This is a genomic window from Citrobacter freundii complex sp. 2024EL-00216, assembly GCF_043945515.1.
In the GTDB taxonomy this organism is placed as follows: Bacteria; Pseudomonadota; Gammaproteobacteria; order Enterobacterales; family Enterobacteriaceae; genus Citrobacter; species Citrobacter portucalensis.
This window is the reverse complement of the sequence record NZ_JBIMRA010000027.1, coordinates 12,828-29,243: the sequence shown is the minus strand read 5'-3', so window position 1 is coordinate 29,243 and position 16,416 is coordinate 12,828. Positions and strand designations below refer to the sequence as shown.

12 protein-coding genes and 1 pseudogene are annotated in these 16,416 nt (G+C 51.9%); 5 read left to right on the top strand and 8 right to left on the bottom strand.

The window, feature by feature from the left end; genetic code table 11:
* Window positions 1-112 precede the first annotated feature (112 nt).
* Window positions 113-1,042: a LysR family transcriptional regulator gene (locus tag ACHHZ7_RS22400; protein ID WP_060682187.1), complete on the top strand. Its 930-nt coding sequence runs from the start codon at window positions 113-115 to the stop codon at window positions 1,040-1,042.
* Window positions 1,043-1,131: 89 nt separating this feature from the next.
* Window positions 1,132-2,121 (top strand): zinc-dependent alcohol dehydrogenase family protein, encoded by a 990-nt coding sequence (locus ACHHZ7_RS22395; protein WP_060682186.1) that lies wholly within the window; start codon window positions 1,132-1,134, stop codon window positions 2,119-2,121.
* Between the two features lie 35 nt (window positions 2,122-2,156).
* Here the strand turns inward: ACHHZ7_RS22395 and ACHHZ7_RS22390 are convergent, their stop codons facing one another.
* From ACHHZ7_RS22390 to ACHHZ7_RS22365, 6 genes and pseudogenes are all read right to left on the bottom strand, one after another.
* A complete protein-coding gene (locus ACHHZ7_RS22390) occupies window positions 2,157-2,930 on the bottom strand; it encodes an amino acid ABC transporter ATP-binding protein (RefSeq protein WP_008784819.1) in 774 nt (257 codons plus the stop codon).
* Window positions 2,914-3,840 carry an amino acid ABC transporter permease gene (locus ACHHZ7_RS22385; RefSeq protein WP_060682185.1) on the bottom strand — a complete coding sequence of 309 codons (927 nt, stop codon included), beginning with the start codon at window positions 3,838-3,840 and terminating at the stop codon, window positions 2,914-2,916. Before ACHHZ7_RS22385 ends, ACHHZ7_RS22390 begins: the two co-directional genes overlap by 17 nt.
* A 9-nt stretch (window positions 3,841-3,849) precedes the next feature.
* Window positions 3,850-4,359, bottom strand: coding sequence for a GNAT family N-acetyltransferase (locus tag ACHHZ7_RS22380; RefSeq protein ID WP_003833076.1), 510 nt, complete (start codon window positions 4,357-4,359; stop codon window positions 3,850-3,852).
* A 10-nt stretch (window positions 4,360-4,369) separates the two neighbouring features.
* Window positions 4,370-6,628: pseudogene (locus ACHHZ7_RS22375) on the bottom strand (NtaA/DmoA family FMN-dependent monooxygenase).
* Window positions 6,629-6,653: 25 nt separating this feature from the next.
* Window positions 6,654-7,775 carry an amidohydrolase gene (locus ACHHZ7_RS22370; protein WP_008784823.1) on the bottom strand — a complete coding sequence of 374 codons (1,122 nt, stop codon included), beginning with the start codon at window positions 7,773-7,775 and terminating at the stop codon, window positions 6,654-6,656.
* Window positions 7,775-8,773 carry an LLM class flavin-dependent oxidoreductase gene (locus ACHHZ7_RS22365; protein ID WP_060682183.1) on the bottom strand — a complete coding sequence of 333 codons (999 nt, stop codon included), beginning with the start codon at window positions 8,771-8,773 and terminating at the stop codon, window positions 7,775-7,777. Before ACHHZ7_RS22365 ends, ACHHZ7_RS22370 begins: the two co-directional genes overlap by 1 nt.
* 514 nt (window positions 8,774-9,287) lie before the next feature.
* Here ACHHZ7_RS22365 and ACHHZ7_RS22360 point away from each other — a divergent pair.
* Together ACHHZ7_RS22360 and ansP are read left to right on the top strand one after the other, a co-directional pair.
* Window positions 9,288-10,829: a PAS domain-containing methyl-accepting chemotaxis protein gene (locus ACHHZ7_RS22360; RefSeq protein ID WP_048235339.1), complete on the top strand. Its 1,542-nt coding sequence runs from the start codon at window positions 9,288-9,290 to the stop codon at window positions 10,827-10,829.
* 280 nt (window positions 10,830-11,109) lie between these two features.
* The gene (gene ansP / locus ACHHZ7_RS22355) at window positions 11,110-12,552 is read left to right on the top strand and encodes an L-asparagine permease (protein WP_395149210.1); all 1,443 of its coding nucleotides are present in this window, start codon (window positions 11,110-11,112) and stop codon (window positions 12,550-12,552) included.
* A 41-nt stretch (window positions 12,553-12,593) separates the two neighbouring features.
* Here the strand turns inward: ansP and ACHHZ7_RS22350 are convergent, their stop codons facing one another.
* Window positions 12,594-12,815 (bottom strand): YgdI/YgdR family lipoprotein, encoded by a 222-nt coding sequence (locus ACHHZ7_RS22350; RefSeq protein ID WP_060682182.1) that lies wholly within the window; start codon window positions 12,813-12,815, stop codon window positions 12,594-12,596.
* Window positions 12,816-12,952: 137 nt separating this feature from the next.
* Window positions 12,953-14,014 carry a YncE family protein gene (locus tag ACHHZ7_RS22345; protein ID WP_032943509.1) on the bottom strand — a complete coding sequence of 354 codons (1,062 nt, stop codon included), beginning with the start codon at window positions 14,012-14,014 and terminating at the stop codon, window positions 12,953-12,955.
* Between the two features lie 259 nt (window positions 14,015-14,273).
* Here ACHHZ7_RS22345 and pqqU point away from each other — a divergent pair, with 259 nt between their 5' ends.
* Window positions 14,274-16,394, top strand: coding sequence for a TonB-dependent receptor PqqU (gene pqqU / locus ACHHZ7_RS22340; protein ID WP_060682181.1), 2,121 nt, complete (start codon window positions 14,274-14,276; stop codon window positions 16,392-16,394).
* Window positions 16,395-16,416 lie beyond the last annotated feature (22 nt).

Genomic DNA, 16,416 nt, shown 5'->3' with positions numbered 1-16,416 from the left:
GCTGCAACCCCCAACGTTAAAACCCTAAGTGTAGAGCAGCATTCGGCAACCTATGCAGACATGATTATTACTTTCATAATAACAATGGTCGAATACCGGGAGAGAATAAGCAATGCGTTCCAGTATGTTTGAATACATGAACATTTTTGTACAGGTTGTTGAGCAAGGTGGATTTGCCAGAGCCGCAGATGTGTTACACCTGCACCGCCCTGCGGTGACCAAAGCTATCCAACATCTTGAAGACGATCTGGGGGCAAAGTTGCTTAACCGCACGACTCGTAAAGTGAGTCTGACAGAAGAAGGTGATGCCTTTTACCAACGCACAAAAATCCTGCTCAGTGACGTTGATGACATCATGGCTTCTTTTTCACCTGCCCGCCCGCCGCGCGGAAAACTCAGGGTTAATGCCCCTCTGTCGCTGGCGCACTCCGTGTTAGTTCCTGCGCTGAAAGATTTCCAGTCGCGATATCCTGACATCGAGATGGTACTCACCTCCACCGACCGTAGAATCGATATGCTTGCCGAAGGCATCGACTGCATGATCCGTATTGGCGAGCTACAAGATTCGACCTTGATCTCCAGGCGGCTTGGTGAGGTCAAAATGGTGACCTGTGCTTCACCGGATTATCTGCAAAAACAGGGGGTGCCGCAGGTACCAGAGGATTTATCCCGACACCAGGCGCTTAACTTTTTTAGCGAGCGTCATCGCGAAGCGCTGGAATGGACCTTCGTCAACAGAGGTAAAACCGAATCGTTCACCCCCGCAGGGCGGATAAGCGTTGATAACTCCGATATTCTGTTGACCGGCTGCTTATCTGGACTCGGCATTATACGTGGCGTTCATGCTGTCCTTGCGCCCTATCTTCAGTCAGGCCAGCTTGTTGAGGTGCTGGCCGATTATACCGGAGAATCAAAACCAGTTTCGGTGCTTTACCCGGACAGACGTCATCTCGCCCCTCGGGTTCGGGTATTCATTGACTGGTTATGCGAACTTTTTAGCCAACAAAAACCGCGGCTTCATGGATTATTACAAAATGAGTAATAGTGAAGTTCCGCAACAACGGTTTTTCACTCTCATCTGAGTCGTTAAATTGTGCAGACCCAATACAGAACAATTTACTGAGGTCTGCTATGTCTAAGGTCGTAGTTTTTAATCAAATTGGTGGCGCTGAAGTCCTGAAGATTCAGGAGATGCAGGTTCGCGCGCCTGATGCAAATGAGGTTCAGATCCGCGTGCGGGCTATTGGTATCAACCGTGCGGAAGTTATGTACCGCACCGGACAGTATATTTACCAACCTAATTTCCCGGCGCGACTGGGTTATGAAGCTGCCGGAGTCATTGAATCAGTGGGAGACAACGTACGTGAGTTTGCACCTGGCGATTACGTTAGCGTCATCCCGGCATTCAGCTTTCATCAATATGGAATGTATGGTGAAGTCGTTAATGCCCCCGCTCACGCGGTCGTAAAGCATCCACAAAACCTGAGCTTTACCGAGGCTGCTGCCAGCTGGATGATGTATGTGACCGCTTTCGGTGCGCTGGTTGAGTATGCGGATATTAAGCCCGGTGATAACGTGCTGATCAATGCTGCTTCCAGCAGCGTCGGACTGGCGGCAATTCAGATTGCTAACATGCGGGGAGCAAAACCGATTGCGATGACACGGACCAGTGAGAAACGTGATCAGTTGCTGCAACTGGGCGCGGCAGAGGTTATTGCAAGCCAGGAGCAGGATCTGGTGGCCGAAATTCAGCGGATTACTGAGGGTAAAGGAACCCGCGTGGTGTTCGATCCGGTCGGTGGCCCAGCGGTGGCAAAAATTGCCCAAGTGATGCCAGCCGGTGGGCTCTTTTTCCAGTATGGTTCGCTTGATTCACGTGACCTTTCTATCCCGGTCATTGAGATACTCGGTCGTCATCTGACCTTCCGCGGCTATGAGATTTTCGAAATCACCACGGACGCAGAAAAACTTGCGCGGGCGAAACGGTTTATCTTTGAAGGATTGCAGTCTGGCCAGCTCAAGCCGCTGATTGATAAAACCTTTGCCTTTGATGATATCGTCGAAGCACATCAATACATGGAAGCCAACGGCCAGGTAGGCAAAATCGTCGTCACTCTGTAATCTCTGTGCGGCACAGCCTTGTGCCGCAATGTGTCTCAAAGCACTTTCGACAAAAACTGCTGAGTGCGCGTGTGGCGTGGATGATTCAGCACCTGCTCGCTGCTGCCCTGCTCGATGATTTTGCCATCGACCATAAACACCACCTGATCCGCCACTTCCCGGGCGAAGCCAATCTCATGCGTTACCACAACCAGCGTGGTTCCCGACTTCGCCAGCGCTTTAATGACATCCAGCACTTCGCCCACCAGTTCGGGGTCAAGCGCTGACGTGGGTTCATCAAACAGCATGACGCGCGGATTTAGCGCCAGCGCACGGGCAATAGCGATACGCTGCTGCTGACCTCCGGATAAGTGACGCGACCAGGCATCGGCTTTATTCCGTAACCCTACCGCATCAAGCAGAGTTAATGCCCGCTCGGTGGCGGTTTTACGCGTTGCCAGTCCGTGCGCAATAGGCGCTTCAATCAGATTCTCCAGAACCGTTAAGTGCGGGAACAGATTAAAGTTCTGGAACACATAGCCGACGTTAACACGCTGGCGCAAAATTTCCGCCTCTTTCAGCTCATATAGCTTGTCTCCCTGCCGACGATAGCCAATGTAATCGCCATCGATTTGAATAAACCCCTCATCGACGCGTTCCAGATGGTTGATGGTCCGCAAGAGTGTGGATTTCCCTGAACCGGACGGGCCAAGAATAACCGTTACCGTACCGGGAGGGATCTCCAGCGACACATTATCCAGCGCTTTGTGGCGACCAAAGTATTTGCTAACGCCGGTAATAGAAATATGGCCTTCAGGCGAGCGGGACATGGACGGCCTCCTGCTGTGGACGTTGACGACTGCGTTTTTCTGCACGACTCACCCGGGCTGTGTTGATCGCTGAACGTCGTTCGCTGCGTGCCAACGCACGTTCAACCAGGTGCTGAATTAACGACAGGACGCTGGTGATCACCAGATACCACACCGCACCCACCATCAGCAGCGGGATCACTTCCTGCGTGCGGTTATATATCATCTGGATGGTGTAGAACAGCTCCGGCATTGCCAGCACATATACCATCGCCGTCCCTTTCGCCAGGCTGATGATTTCATTGAATCCAGCAGGCAAAATGGTGCGCAGCGCCTGCGGCAGAATAATCCGCAGCGTACGTCGCCCTGCTGGTAAGCCCAGTGCTGCCGCTGCCTCGTACTGACCGTGATCGACCCCTAAAAATCCACCCCGAATAATTTCAGCGGTATAGGCGCTTTGCACCAGCGTCAGGCCAACCACCGCAGTGGAAAACTGACCGAGTACATTGATGGTCTCAAAACTTCCCCACTGAATGGGAGTAAACGGAATACCAATCGTCAACGTGTCGTACAGATAGGAGAAGTTGTACAAAACGATCAGCACCACAATCAGCGGTAACGAACGAAACAGCCAGATGTATCCCCATGCCAGACCGTTCAACAGCCAGGAAGATGAAAGCCGCGCCAACGCCAGCAGACCGCCGATGACAATACTCAACAGCGTCCCGATCAGCGTCAGTAACAGCGTTTGCCCGAGGCCGGACAAGATAACCGGATCAAAGAACCAGCGGGCAAACACGCTCCATTCCCAGCGCGGATTAAACGCCACGGACTGGAGAATTACCGCAAGGACAAATAAGGCAATGACCGCGCCTACGGTACGCATGGGATAACGTGCCGGTACGACTCTAATGCTATCTGTCGTTTTCATTTTCTCTCCTCAGGCGATTCTGGCCTGACCGGCAATAGTCAGCAGTTTGGTAAAGCGCAGCCGTCCATCAAACGGCGGTAGACTGTACTCTTCGGGATCGCGCGTCGTATCAAATTGCGGATCGTAGCCCTGGCTTAAATAAAGTCTGACGGCCTCCGGCTGGCGAAATCCCGTGGTCAGATAAATCCGGCTGTAGCCTGCGAGCAGCGCTCTACGTTCCAGTTCCTGCACCACGCGCGCCGCCAGCCCCTGCTGACGCAGGCTGCTTTTTGTCCAGATGCGCTTAATCTCGGCGGTATCTTTATCGTAAGGTTTGTAAGCCCCGGTGGCGATAATTTCGCCGCGGCGCTCCAGTACCACAAAAAGTCCCTGCGGCGCCAGATACCATTCGGTCAGTTCCACTTCAGCGTCGCGAGAAAAGTAATCGCCATAGCGGGCGGCATATTCACCGAACAGACCGTTCAAAATGGGCTGCAGCTCGCTGGCTTCCGGTGAGAGCACGCGAAATTGATCGCTCACGATGACCTCCTTAGTCGCCTAAACCGGCCGGGTTGATTTCAGATTGTGGAATGCGTTCCACCCCTTCTCCCCAGCGATTCAGCACCTTGTCATAGTCGCCGTTGCCAATCACGCCGTTGAGGGCGGTTTGTACCGGCAGAACCAGGCCGCTGTCTTTTTTCAGCGTCACAGCGATATGTGCCGCTTTTGGCCAACCGCCATCAACGCTACCCACTAATTGCGTTTTACCGTTGAGTGCAGCTTTCCACGCGCCGATTACATTAGGACCGAAGTAGGCATCGGCGCGGCCCGACTGTAGGGCCAGGGTTTGCGCGGCATCATCTTTGGTATACACCGGCGTAAACGGCTGTAACCCTTTCTTCACGTTCTCATCGTTCCAGGCCAACAGAATGGCTTCCTGATTAGTCCCCGAACCGACGATAATGCGTAGTCCTGCGATATCTTCTGCCTGCTCGATTTTCTTCAGCTTGCTACCGGTTTTGACATAAAAGCCAAGAGAGTCCTTCCGATACGTCGCGAAATCGAATTTTTCTTTGCGTGCTTTGGTGACGGTAATATTGCTGATCGCGGCATCGTATTTGCCGGAAGTGACGCCCAGCGGCCAGTCTTCCCATGACGTAGGTACAACGTTAAGTTCCAGCCCCAAACTGTCAGCCACCAGACGCGCGATATCCGCCTCGCTGCCGATCAGCGTTTTATTGTCATCGGCAAAGACGGTCAGCGGCGGCTGGCTGAGCCCGGCAATCGCCACGGTGAATTTACCCGGTACGGCCAGATGCAGGTTTGCGGGCAACTGCGCAATCGCCTGCGGGTTTTTTGCTGTATTGATTGGCGCTTTATTGGCTTCCAGGCTTACGCCGGTGCCGTTAATCGTCACCTCATTTGCCCAAACGGTCGCGCTGAAAGCCAGTGACAGCGCGAGAAATACTGATTTTTTCTGCATAGCGTTTTTCTCTTATTGTGTGAATTGATTTGCAGGTGTCGCTAATCCCAGGCTTGCGCGCAGGGTCGTACCGGGATATTCATGGCGGAACAGGCCGCGCGCCTGAAGCACAGGGACAACCTGTTCGACAAAACGCGGGAAGGTATCCGGCGTGCCACCCTGGATGATAAAACCGTCTGCGGCTTTTTCGTCGAACCACTGCTGCAGGCCGTCGGCAACCTGTTGTGGCGTGCCGCTGAAACGCGGACGTGGACTGGCCGCTTCCAGAGCAACCTGACGAAGTGTTAAACCACGCTCGCGTGCGTTGCGTTTGATCTCATCAGTCGTACTGCGAAAGCTGTTTTGTCCGAGAGAGCCCAGATCCGGGAACTGTGCGTCCAGCGGATATTGGGCAAAATCATGATGTTCAAAGTAGCGGCCAAGATAGTTCAGCGCGTCAGTAACGGAGACCAGCGCAGCGGTAGTCTGATACTGCTGCTCAACGTCTTCTGCGCTGTCGCCAACAATAACGCTGACGCCCTGGAATATATGCAGTTGATCGGGATGTCGTCCGGCGACTTCCAGCTGGCTTTTTACATCCTGATAGAACGCTTTAGCCTCTGCCAGCGACTCCTGATGGGTAAAAATGGCATCAGCATGCTGCGCCGCTAATTTTTTACCATCTGCTGAAGCGCCCGCCTGAAATATAATCGGACGACCTTGTGGTGTACGCCCAATATTTAAGGGCCCGGCAACCTGGAAATAATCTCCATGATGATTAAGCGTATGCAATTTTTGCGGATTAAAAAATTCCCCACTTGTTTTATTACGGGTAAAAGCATCACCTTCCCAGGAATCCCACAGCCCTTTCACTACCTGTAAATATTCATCGGCAATACGATAACGCTGGGCATGCTCTGGATGCTGAGCGCGAGAATAGTTTTTTGCCGATCCTTCCAGAGGCGACGTCACCACGTTCCAACCCGCGCGCCCTTTGCTGAGATGGTCCAGGCTAGCGAACTGCCGTGCGGTCGTAAACGGCTCGCTGTATGATGTGGACACCGTGCCAACCAGCCCCAGATTCGTGGTGATACTGGCCAAAGCGGATAATACTGTCAGCGGCTCAAAACGATTTAAAAAGTGTGGGATTGATTTTTCATTAATATACAGACCATCGGCGACAAAAATAAAATCCAGCTTCCCTTTTTCCGCAATAAGCGCCGTCTCTTTGACAAAATCAAAATTAATACTGGCATCAGCCTGAGCCGCCGGATGGCGCCATGCGGACATATTTCCAGATGCGCCATGTAGAATAGTGCCGAGCCGTAGTTGCCGATTTCCAGCCATAATAACCCCTACCCAACAGGTAAACTTAAAGGTGTGCGAATGCCGTTTTTGCTAACTGCGCAAAGTAGTGCGCGGCAGGTTCAATTAAACGCTCGTCCGGATTAAATCCCGGGTGATGTAATCCGTATTCACTGGCGCTGCCAATACTGACAAATGCGCCAGGTGTATTTTGCAGGTAGACGGCAAAATCCTCCCCGCCCATATGCAGGTCGGCATGGTGGGTGGTATAGCCTGACTGTTTCGCCACCGCGGTGGCAATATCGGCCCAACGATCATCATTTACCAACGCGGTTGGTCCCGCATGCCAGATTACGTCGATTTGTGCGCCAAAGGCGTGGGCAAATCCGGCGGCAATGTCATTAACCCGAGCCTTAACCTGCTGCTGTACCTGGGTTCGGTGCGTTCTGAGTGTCCCTTCCAGCTCAACGGACTCCGGCAGAACGTTCCATGTGTTTCCTCCCTGAATACGGGTCACGCTGAGCACCACCGAATCCAGCGTGTTTATGTCGCGGCTGGCAACGCTTTGCAGCACCGTTACCAGTTGGCTGGCGAGCAGGATGGCATCCTTACCTTCATGCGGACGCGCCGCATGTGCGCCCTTGCCATTAATGCGCAGTACGAAGCGGTCGACATTGGCATAAAATGCGCCGCCGCGTGTGGCAAATTCGCCCACCGGCAAACCGGGCTCATTGTGCATACCGAAAATAGCCGCTACGTTTTGCAGCGCACCGGCGCGGATCAACGTTTTTGCGCCGCCGAAACTCTCTTCAGCTGGCTGGAACAAAATACGGACTCGCCCCGGTAAGGTTATTTCCTGCTGTTTTAGCAGCAGTGCTGCACCAAGCATGACGCTGGTATGGACGTCATGCCCGCAGGCATGCATCACGCCCGGCGTGAGTGAACGAAACGGAACGTCGGCGCTTTCTTCTATCGGTAGCGCGTCGATATCCGCCCGCAGCGCGATGACATCTTCTCCTTGACCAATTTCCGCTACCAGACCGGTTTTCAGCTCGAACGGCAGAATGTCGACGTCCGCAGCGTGCAACCAGGCGTGAATGCGCGCCGTGGTTGCTTCCTCCTGCAGGGAAAGCTCCGGATGCTGATGTAGTTCACGACGCCAGTCGATCAGCGTTGAGCCGAGAGTCATCAGAGCACCTCCACGGCGTTATGGGCTTGCGCCAACAAACGCAGCGATGTCAGACGCGCATGCCCTTGCGCCACTGGCGTGTCGATAATGAACTCGTCAATGCCAAATTGCGTATGCAGAGCATTCAGCTTTGCCATCACCTCCTGAGCGGTACCATATAGCAACGCCTGCTCACGAGGCGCGATTTTGCGTGGTGGGCTGCCAGACTGAGCGGCAAACGCCAGCGCCTGTTCTTCGCTGGCTACCGTGACACGTTGACCATCTTCCAGCTCCACGCCCCAGATTTGTACGTTTTCCGCCAGTTGCGCAGCGGTGTCGTAACTGTCAGCCACAATTACCTGCACGGCGACTATCGTCGGGCGTGCACTGTGGGTCTGCCAGAAGGACAAAACGTCATGCAATAACGCTTTGTCACCATTGAGGTGCGCTGCGAAGATGAAATCCCAGTCGGATTGCGCTGCTAACTGCGCGCTTTGCACACTGGCTCCCAGTACAAACTTTTCCGGTGAAATCGGTGGAATTGGCGTCGGGAATACCGTTTCCCCGCTTTCCGTTCCGCTCAGCGCCAGCCAATCGTTAAGCAAAGAAAGCTGGTCGGCAAAACTGCCTTTTTCTTCCTGATGCAGCCCATGCTGTAACGCCTGGGTCGACAGCGGTAAGCCGCCAGGGGCTTTCCCTACGCCGAGATCGACACGTCCAGGAGCCAGCGATGCCAGAAGATTGAAGTTTTCCGCCACTTTGTACGGGCTGTAATGTTGCAGCATTACGCCGCCGGAACCTACGCGGATATGCTGGGTTTGCCCGAGGATCCAGGCGATCACCAGCTCCGGCGATGGGCTGGCCAGCTGTGCCGTATTATGGTGTTCCGCGATCCAGAAACGATGGTACCCCCACTCTTCTGCCAGTTGCGCCAGGCGCAACGTACGGGAAAGCGCGGTCGCGGCAGTTTCACCTTCCCCGATGGGGCTTTTATCCAGAATACTCAGGCGATATGACATGTTACGAGCCTATGTTTGTTAACATGTCTTTATTATTAATTTATCAAATAGCTATACTGAAACATTTAATTCACATTTGCTCAGCTAAAAAGTAGATAACAGCCCCTGTCGCTGCCAGGGTTAAAATTTGGATCGCCCAGTACTGGTTGTAACGCTAAACAGAAAAACACCCGCAATTAATAGCCTACAAAATATAATAGGGTCGTTGGAATCACGGTAATAACATCAAAATCATTTCATGCCAGTTTTCTTTTTACGAAAAGGTTTTTTAACGCGATTTACGTTAAGTCAGTTTAAACGACTTGTCACGTTATGCGCTTGTATTAATTGTTTCACTTTTATGACACAGGATGAATGATTTACATAGGAATTTTTATTTTAACTACTTCCACAGAATTGATGATTAGTAGAGAATGCAACGTTCTTATTAAAACGGTTTAAAACAGATTTTAATATCCCCCGATTTTATTGCGGGGATTTTTGTATGGATTATACATAGCACCATGGGACCTCTATGAAAAGTAACATGCCCGTTACACAAATTGAGCACGCACTTAACGATAAAGCGACGCTGCTTTCTACGACGGATAAAGAAAGTCATATTACCTACGCCAACTCCGCGTTTATTGATGCCAGCGGATTTAACGAACACCAGTTAATGGGCGAACCACATAATATTATTCGCCATCCCGATATGCCTCCCGCGGCGTTCGCCGATATGTGGTACACGCTACAGCAGGGAGACAGCTGGACGGGGATGGTGAAAAACCGTCGGCAGAATGGCGACCATTACTGGGTTCGCGCCAACGTTACGCCAGTCTGGCACAATGAAAAACTCACCGGCTACATCTCGGTGCGTACCGTTCCTTCGCGCGATGAAATAACTCAAAGCGAAAGCTTATATCAAAAAATTAATAATCAGCAGCTTAAAGGGTTTCGTCTTTTTAAAGGCATTATCATTCGTCGCGGAATATTGTCATGGGCATCAATGTTTAAATGGCTGAGCATTAGCCAGCGCGTCAATTATTCTTTAGGGGTAATCGCCCTGCTCGCTGTGCTATTTCTCTTCGCTCCTGTTAATCCATTTATTCAGGCGGGAGGGTTATTGTTCTTATTTCTGATGCTTGCTATTTACCTTAAGTATCAAATTTGTCAGCCAGTTAATACGCTACTGACGCAAATGAAGAAAGTGGTATCCGGGAGAAAACCTGATAACTGTCATTTAAATCGGGTGGATGAGATCGGAATGCTGATGCGTCTGGTTAATCAGTCCGGGCTTAATCTGAATTCCCTGGTCGATGATGTCAGTACGCAAATATCCGGTATTCGCGCCATCAGTCAGCGGGTATCAAAAGAAGGTACGGCGCTGCACAAGCGTTCAGAAGAAACCTCCGCCGACCTGCAACAAACCGCTGCCGCCATTGAAGAAATTGGTAGCGCGGTACAGCAAACTGCTGAGACTGCGGCTCATACTATGACCATGGCCGATAAAACCAGCGCCAATGCGGCAGAAGGCGGCGATATTATGAAACAAACTATCGCCATGATGCAGGCGATATCGCGTGACAACGGGCAAATAGTCGACATCATTGGCGTTATCGACAGCATTGCTTTCCAGACTAATATTCTGGCGCTCAATGCCGCGGTTGAGGCCGCGCGAGCCGGGGAGTCCGGGCGTGGTTTTGCCGTTGTGGCGGCAGAGGTCCGTAATCTGGCGCAGCACTCGGCGTCTGCAGCAAAAGAGATCAAACAGCTGATTGAGAAGAACGTCGCCAACGTCAATAGCGGCGTCAAAATGGTGGAGCAAACGGAAACGCATCTCACTGGGATGATTGGCGATGTCCTGCAGATGTCGATGATGATCAAAGATATTAGTCTGGCGACGCGTGAGCAAACCCAGGCGCTGGATCTGATTAACGATTCGATTTCACGCGTTGGCACCATGACACACAATAACGCCGAGATGGTGGAGCGTGTCACCGATGCTACCGCCGATCTGACTCAACGTTCATCGCGCTTACAGCAGGCCGTTCAGGTCTTTGGCGTATCAGCATAACCTTACGGCGCTTATCGGGTGAATGTCTCGATAAGCGCACACCTCTCCACGTATTTACGCCCTTCTCTTTTATTGGCTGAATCGAGGCCACACCGCGCCAGTGCTGGCTGTACAAAAATGCTGAATTCTTGTTATCGGGGCTTTGCGGAACCGAACAATTGAATGTAGGATGCTCGGCCGGCAGTTTTCCCCCGTAACACAATGAAGGGTAAGGCTGTTTTCGCCGCAGCAGGTGCGGCAAAAAGGATTTTGTATTTTTGTCAGGTCAACAGGAAAAGTAATGAACACAAACAACACGCAAGCCGCGGAACAACATGCGGCGAAACGACGCTGGTTGAATGCCCACGAAGAGGGGTATCACAAAGCGATGGGTAATCGACAGGTACAAATGATCGCCATTGGCGGCGCAATCGGTACCGGGTTGTTTTTAGGGGCTGGCGCACGCTTGCAAATGGCGGGTCCTGCTTTGGCGCTGGTTTATCTGGTGTGCGGTATTTTTTCGTTCTTTATACTGCGTGCGCTTGGTGAACTGGTTTTACATCGCCCTTCCAGCGGCAGCTTTGTCTCCTATGCTCGCGAATTTTTAGGTGAGAAAGCCGCCTATGTGGCTGGCTGGATGTACTTCATCAACTGGGCGATGACCGGCATTGTCGATATCACCGCGGTGGCGTTGTATATGCATTACTGGGGCACATTTGGTGATGTACCGCAGTGGGTGTTCGCCCTCGGCGCGCTGGCCATTGTCGGCACCATGAACATGATCGGCATGAAGTGGTTCGCGGAGATGGAGTTTTGGTTTGCGCTGGTCAAAGTGCTGGCGATTGTGATTTTCCTAGTGGTGGGTACCGTCTTTTTAGGCACTGGAAAGCCGCTGGATGGTAACGCCACCGGTTTTCACCTAATCACCGACAACGGTGGATTCTTCCCACATGGTCTGCTTCCAGCGCTGGTACTGGTTCAGGGGGTAGTTTTTGCGTTTGCCTCCATTGAACTGGTGGGCACCGCTGCTGGAGAATGCAAAGATCCGCAAACCATGGTGCCAAAAGCGATCAATAGCGTTATCTGGCGTATTGGTCTGTTCTATGTGGGTTCTGTCGTTCTGCTGGTTCTGTTACTGCCGTGGAATGCCTATCAGGCGGGGCAAAGCCCGTTTGTTACCTTCTTCTCCAAACTGGGCGTGCCGTATATCGGCAGTATCATGAATATTGTGGTGCTCACCGCGGCGCTTTCCAGCCTTAACTCTGGGCTGTATTGCACCGGGCGTATTTTACGTTCCATGTCGATGGGCGGATCGGCGCCTAAATTCATGGCTAAAATGAGCCGTCAACAAGTACCCTGGGCTGGGATCCTCGCCACGTTGGTCGTCTATGTCGTCGGGGTATTTCTGAACTATCTGGTACCGTCGCAGGTGTTTGAGATCGTGTTGAACTTCGCGTCGTTGGGCATTATTGCGTCGTGGGGCTTTATCATGGTCTGTCAGATGCGTCTGCGCCGGGCCATAAAAGAAGGTAAAACGGCAGACGTCAGCTTTAAACTGCCGGGCGCTCCGTTTACCTCGTGGCTAACCCTACTGTTCCTGCTGAGCGTGCTAGTGCTGATGGCGTTTGACTATCCAAACGGCACCTACACCATCGCGTCATTACCGTTGATTGCCATCCTGCTGGTTGCAGGGTGGTTCGGCGTGCGTAAACGCGTCGCGGAAATCCACCGCACCGCGCCGTAATGGCTGAAGGCCTGACTGGTTAACCCTTCAGGCCTTCATTTTTAGTTCGCTTCAATCAACTGCGCTACATCGTTGCTGTTAATTTCCCGCGCATTTCCATCCTGATCGGTATAGCTGGTCATTCCCGTATCTTTATCCAGTTTTGGCTTACCCTGGGTGGTGATGGTTTGTCCGCTTTTGGTCGTCATGACGTAATCGGTGGTACATCCTGCAAGGGTAAACAGCATTACGCCTGCACAAAGAAAGATAAATGGCTTTTTCATGGTATTCCCGTGTTATTCAGTTAGCCGTTGAGGGCGTAGTGTAAGTCCCTGAAGTGGCTCGGGCTACCGCCGGGGTGTAACGAGGCGTATCGTGGGGTTTAGAGAAATGACAGGAGGGGTTTCCCCCTCCGGATGTTTTATAGCGCAATACGAATAACATCGTCCGGCTGGGTGGCTTCCTGCTCGCGGGTAGATTTCTGTTTCACGCTGACATACAGGGTTTTACCATCGGCGGAGAGCGCCAGGCTATTCGGGAACGTTGGGGTCTCGAATGTTTTGACGACTTTATAGCTTTTCGCGTCGATCACACTCACTTTACCGGCCTGGCGATGAGTCACGTAGGCTTCATTACGCGTTGGGTTGAACAACACGGCCAGGGATTCCGGCGCGGCTACTTTTGCCAGTACATTGCCATTACGGGTATCGATTACCAGCACTTCCGCCGCTTTAGAGTCGGTGACAAATGCGCGGTTGCCCGCTGTGTCCAGGCTCAGGTTGATAAAGAAATGCTCTTTCCCGTCATCCAGCAGTTTTTTGCGGCTGAGAATTTTGTTAGTGGCGGTGTCAATGGTAATGAATTCACCGTCCGCATTGGCGGTGTACAGGCGTTTAGCCTTGCTGTCGACAGCCAGAGCAGTGCTCATTTTGCCGGTATTCTGGATGGTGTCCTTCAGCTTGATCGTCTCACCGTCCACCACCCAAACCACGCTCTCTTTACCAATACCGCTAATGTATACCGTGTTGGTAGCATCATCGGCGACCAGCTCACGCGGCTGCAGCGGGCGAACGTCTTCAGAACGTTTACGCGCATCCAGCACCAGACGTCCTTTCACCGCACCCGTTTTGGCATCCATCGCCGTTACCGCGCTGTTTACCGTATTGCCGAACCACAGCGTTTGCGTGGCGTTGTTGATGGTGGCACCAAACGGTTTGAGATCGTTATGAATCACCTGGGTCACTTCGAGGGTGACCGGGTCAAGACGATAAACCACCCCGCCGGTATCCAGTTTGCGGCTCTGTGAGGTCGCCAGCCACAACGCGTTCTCTTGCTGGCTGTACGCCATTTCATAGGCACCTTTGCCGACGGCTTTGCGCAGCAGTTCTTCTGCAGCCTGCGTAGTAAAAGATGATGCAACGAGCAGTGAACCTAACAGTAAAGAACCACGCAGACGCGGCGAAAACAGATGACGTAAAGACATGACGACTCCCTTTGATAAATTCGTTTGTTACTGCTTCACATAGCTTCAATGAGCAAAATCATGGTTTTGCCTTTTTAGGAATGAGAATAGTAATCATTATTCATCTCAAAGTGGAGCACTTCTTCACATATTGACTACAATCGTTTTCATTGCCCGAAAAATTACCGCAATTACGCAGCGCTAAAATTCATTTTTTATAAATAAAATTCACATGCTTACCGTTCATTTTTCGACGCAAGCATCCTAACTGGCCTTGTTCATGACGATTTTTTCAGCCCGCTATACCGTTGTTCCTGTTTCTTTATTGCCTGCCTTCTTCTCGCCTTTTGCCCTGGCAGAAAGTGAGATAAAAGATCAAACGCTGATCGTGAGTGCGACGCCACAGTCCGTTTCTGAGCTAGACACCCCTGCTGCCGTCAGCGTTGTTGACGGAGAGGATATGCGTCTGGCAACGCCGCGCATTAACTTGTCTGAATCCTTAACCAGCGTCCCGGGGTTACAGGTACAAAACAGACAAAATTACGCCCAGGACCTCCAGCTATCGATTCGTGGATTTGGTTCGCGAACCACTTATGGTATCCGCGGTATTCGTTTGTACGTCGATGGTATTCCAGCAACCATGCCGGATGGACAGGGTCAAACATCCAATATTGACATTAGCAGCGTACAAAACATTGAGGTTTTACGCGGCCCCTTCTCTGCTCTGTATGGCAATGCGTCCGGCGGGGTAATGAATGTCAGTACTGAGACAGGACATGAGCCGCCAACCATTGAGGCCAGCAGTTATTACGGCAGTTTTGGCACCTGGCGCTACGGGTTAAAAGCAACGGGAGCTCTGGGAGATGGTACTCAGCAAGGCGATGTGGATTACACCGTTTCGACAACCCGGTTTACCACCCACGGTTATCGCGATCACAGTAGCGCGCAAAAAAATCTGGCCAATGCCAAACTTGGCGTGCGCATAGACGATGCGAGCAAACTAACTCTGATTTTCAATAGTGTTGACAGTAAAGCCGCCGATCCCGGCGGTCTTACCGAGTCGGAATGGCTGGTTGATCCACAGCAATCACCCCGTGCTGAGCAATTCAATACGCGAAAAACCATCAAGCAGACCCAGGCGGGATTGCGCTATGAACGCCAGCTTAGCGAGCAGGATGATATCAGTATCATGACCTATGCAGGAGAACGTGAAACTACTCAGTATCAGTCGATCCCGATGGCACCACAGTTAAAACCGTCTCATGCCGGAGGCGTCATTACCCTGCAACGTCATTATCAGGGGATAGACAACCGCTGGACTCATCGGGGTGAGTTGGGCATTCCCGTGACCTTCACCACCGGTCTGAATTATGAAAACATGAGCGAAAACCGTAAAGGCTACAACAACTTCCGTCTTGATGATGGCGTGCCGGAGTATGGGCAGAAAGGCGACTTACGACGTAACGAACGTAACCTGATGTGGAATGTTGACCCCTATCTGCAAACACAGTGGCAATTAACGCAGAAACTCTCACTGGATGCTGGCGTTCGTTACAGTTCGGTGTGGTTTGATTCTAACGATCGCTATATTACGCCCGGTAACGGAGATGACAGCGGTGACGCCAGCTATCACCAATGGCTGCCAGCCGGATCGTTAAAATATGCCATCACCGATGCCTGGAACGTCTATCTGGCCGCGGGTCGCGGTTTCGAAACACCCACCATTAACGAACTGTCCTACCGTTCCGACGGCCAAAGCGGCATGAATTTTGGTTTACAGCCGTCCACAAATGACACCGTTGAAATCGGTAGCAAAACACGTGTTGGCGATGGGTTGTTTACCGTGGCCTTGTTCCAGACTAACACAGACGACGAAATCGTCGTTGACAGCAGCAACGGCGGACGGACAACTTATAAAAACGCCGGAAAAACTCGCCGTCAGGGAGGGGAATTATCCTGGGATCAACGCTTTGCCGCAAACTGGCGCGCAAAAGCATCATGGACCTGGCTGGATGCAACCTACCGCAGCAACGTCTGTGGGGATCAAAACTGCAACGGCAACCGACTGCCCGGCATAGCGCAAAACATGGGATTTGCGTCACTGGGCTACGTTCCTGATGAAGGTTGGTATGCGGGAGCAGATGTGCGTTATATGGGCGACATTATGGCCAATGATGAAAATACGGCGAAAGCCCCGTCATATTCCGTTGTTGGCTTGAATACCGGTTATAAATTTTATTACAGCAATCTCATGGTAGACCTGTTCGGACGGGTGGATAATCTGTTCGATAAAACATATGTCGGCTCGGTGATTGTGAATGAGTCAAATGGCAGATACTACGAACCGGCGCCAGGACGAAACTATGGCGTAGGTATTAATCTGGCCTGGCGTTTTGAGTAACACTGGCGGGAATGACTCCCGC

Coding starts and splice junctions, on each gene's coding strand:
- ACHHZ7_RS22370 (WP_008784823.1), bottom strand. CDS start 7,775: ATGACTCTCGGCTCAACGCTGATCGACTGGCGTCGTGAACTACATCAG.
- ACHHZ7_RS22365 (WP_060682183.1), bottom strand. CDS start 8,773: ATGTCATATCGCCTGAGTATTCTGGATAAAAGCCCCATCGGGGAAGGT.
- ACHHZ7_RS22400 (WP_060682187.1), top strand. CDS start 113: ATGCGTTCCAGTATGTTTGAATACATGAACATTTTTGTACAGGTTGTT.
- ACHHZ7_RS22390 (WP_008784819.1), bottom strand. CDS start 2,930: ATGTCCCGCTCGCCTGAAGGCCATATTTCTATTACCGGCGTTAGCAAA.
- ACHHZ7_RS22360 (WP_048235339.1), top strand. CDS start 9,288: ATGAAAAGTAACATGCCCGTTACACAAATTGAGCACGCACTTAACGAT.
- ACHHZ7_RS22345 (WP_032943509.1), bottom strand. CDS start 14,014: ATGTCTTTACGTCATCTGTTTTCGCCGCGTCTGCGTGGTTCTTTACTG.
- ansP (WP_395149210.1), top strand. CDS start 11,110: ATGAACACAAACAACACGCAAGCCGCGGAACAACATGCGGCGAAACGA.
- ACHHZ7_RS22350 (WP_060682182.1), bottom strand. CDS start 12,815: ATGAAAAAGCCATTTATCTTTCTTTGTGCAGGCGTAATGCTGTTTACC.
- ACHHZ7_RS22385 (WP_060682185.1), bottom strand. CDS start 3,840: ATGAAAACGACAGATAGCATTAGAGTCGTACCGGCACGTTATCCCATG.
- pqqU (WP_060682181.1), top strand. CDS start 14,274: ATGACGATTTTTTCAGCCCGCTATACCGTTGTTCCTGTTTCTTTATTG.
- ACHHZ7_RS22395 (WP_060682186.1), top strand. CDS start 1,132: ATGTCTAAGGTCGTAGTTTTTAATCAAATTGGTGGCGCTGAAGTCCTG.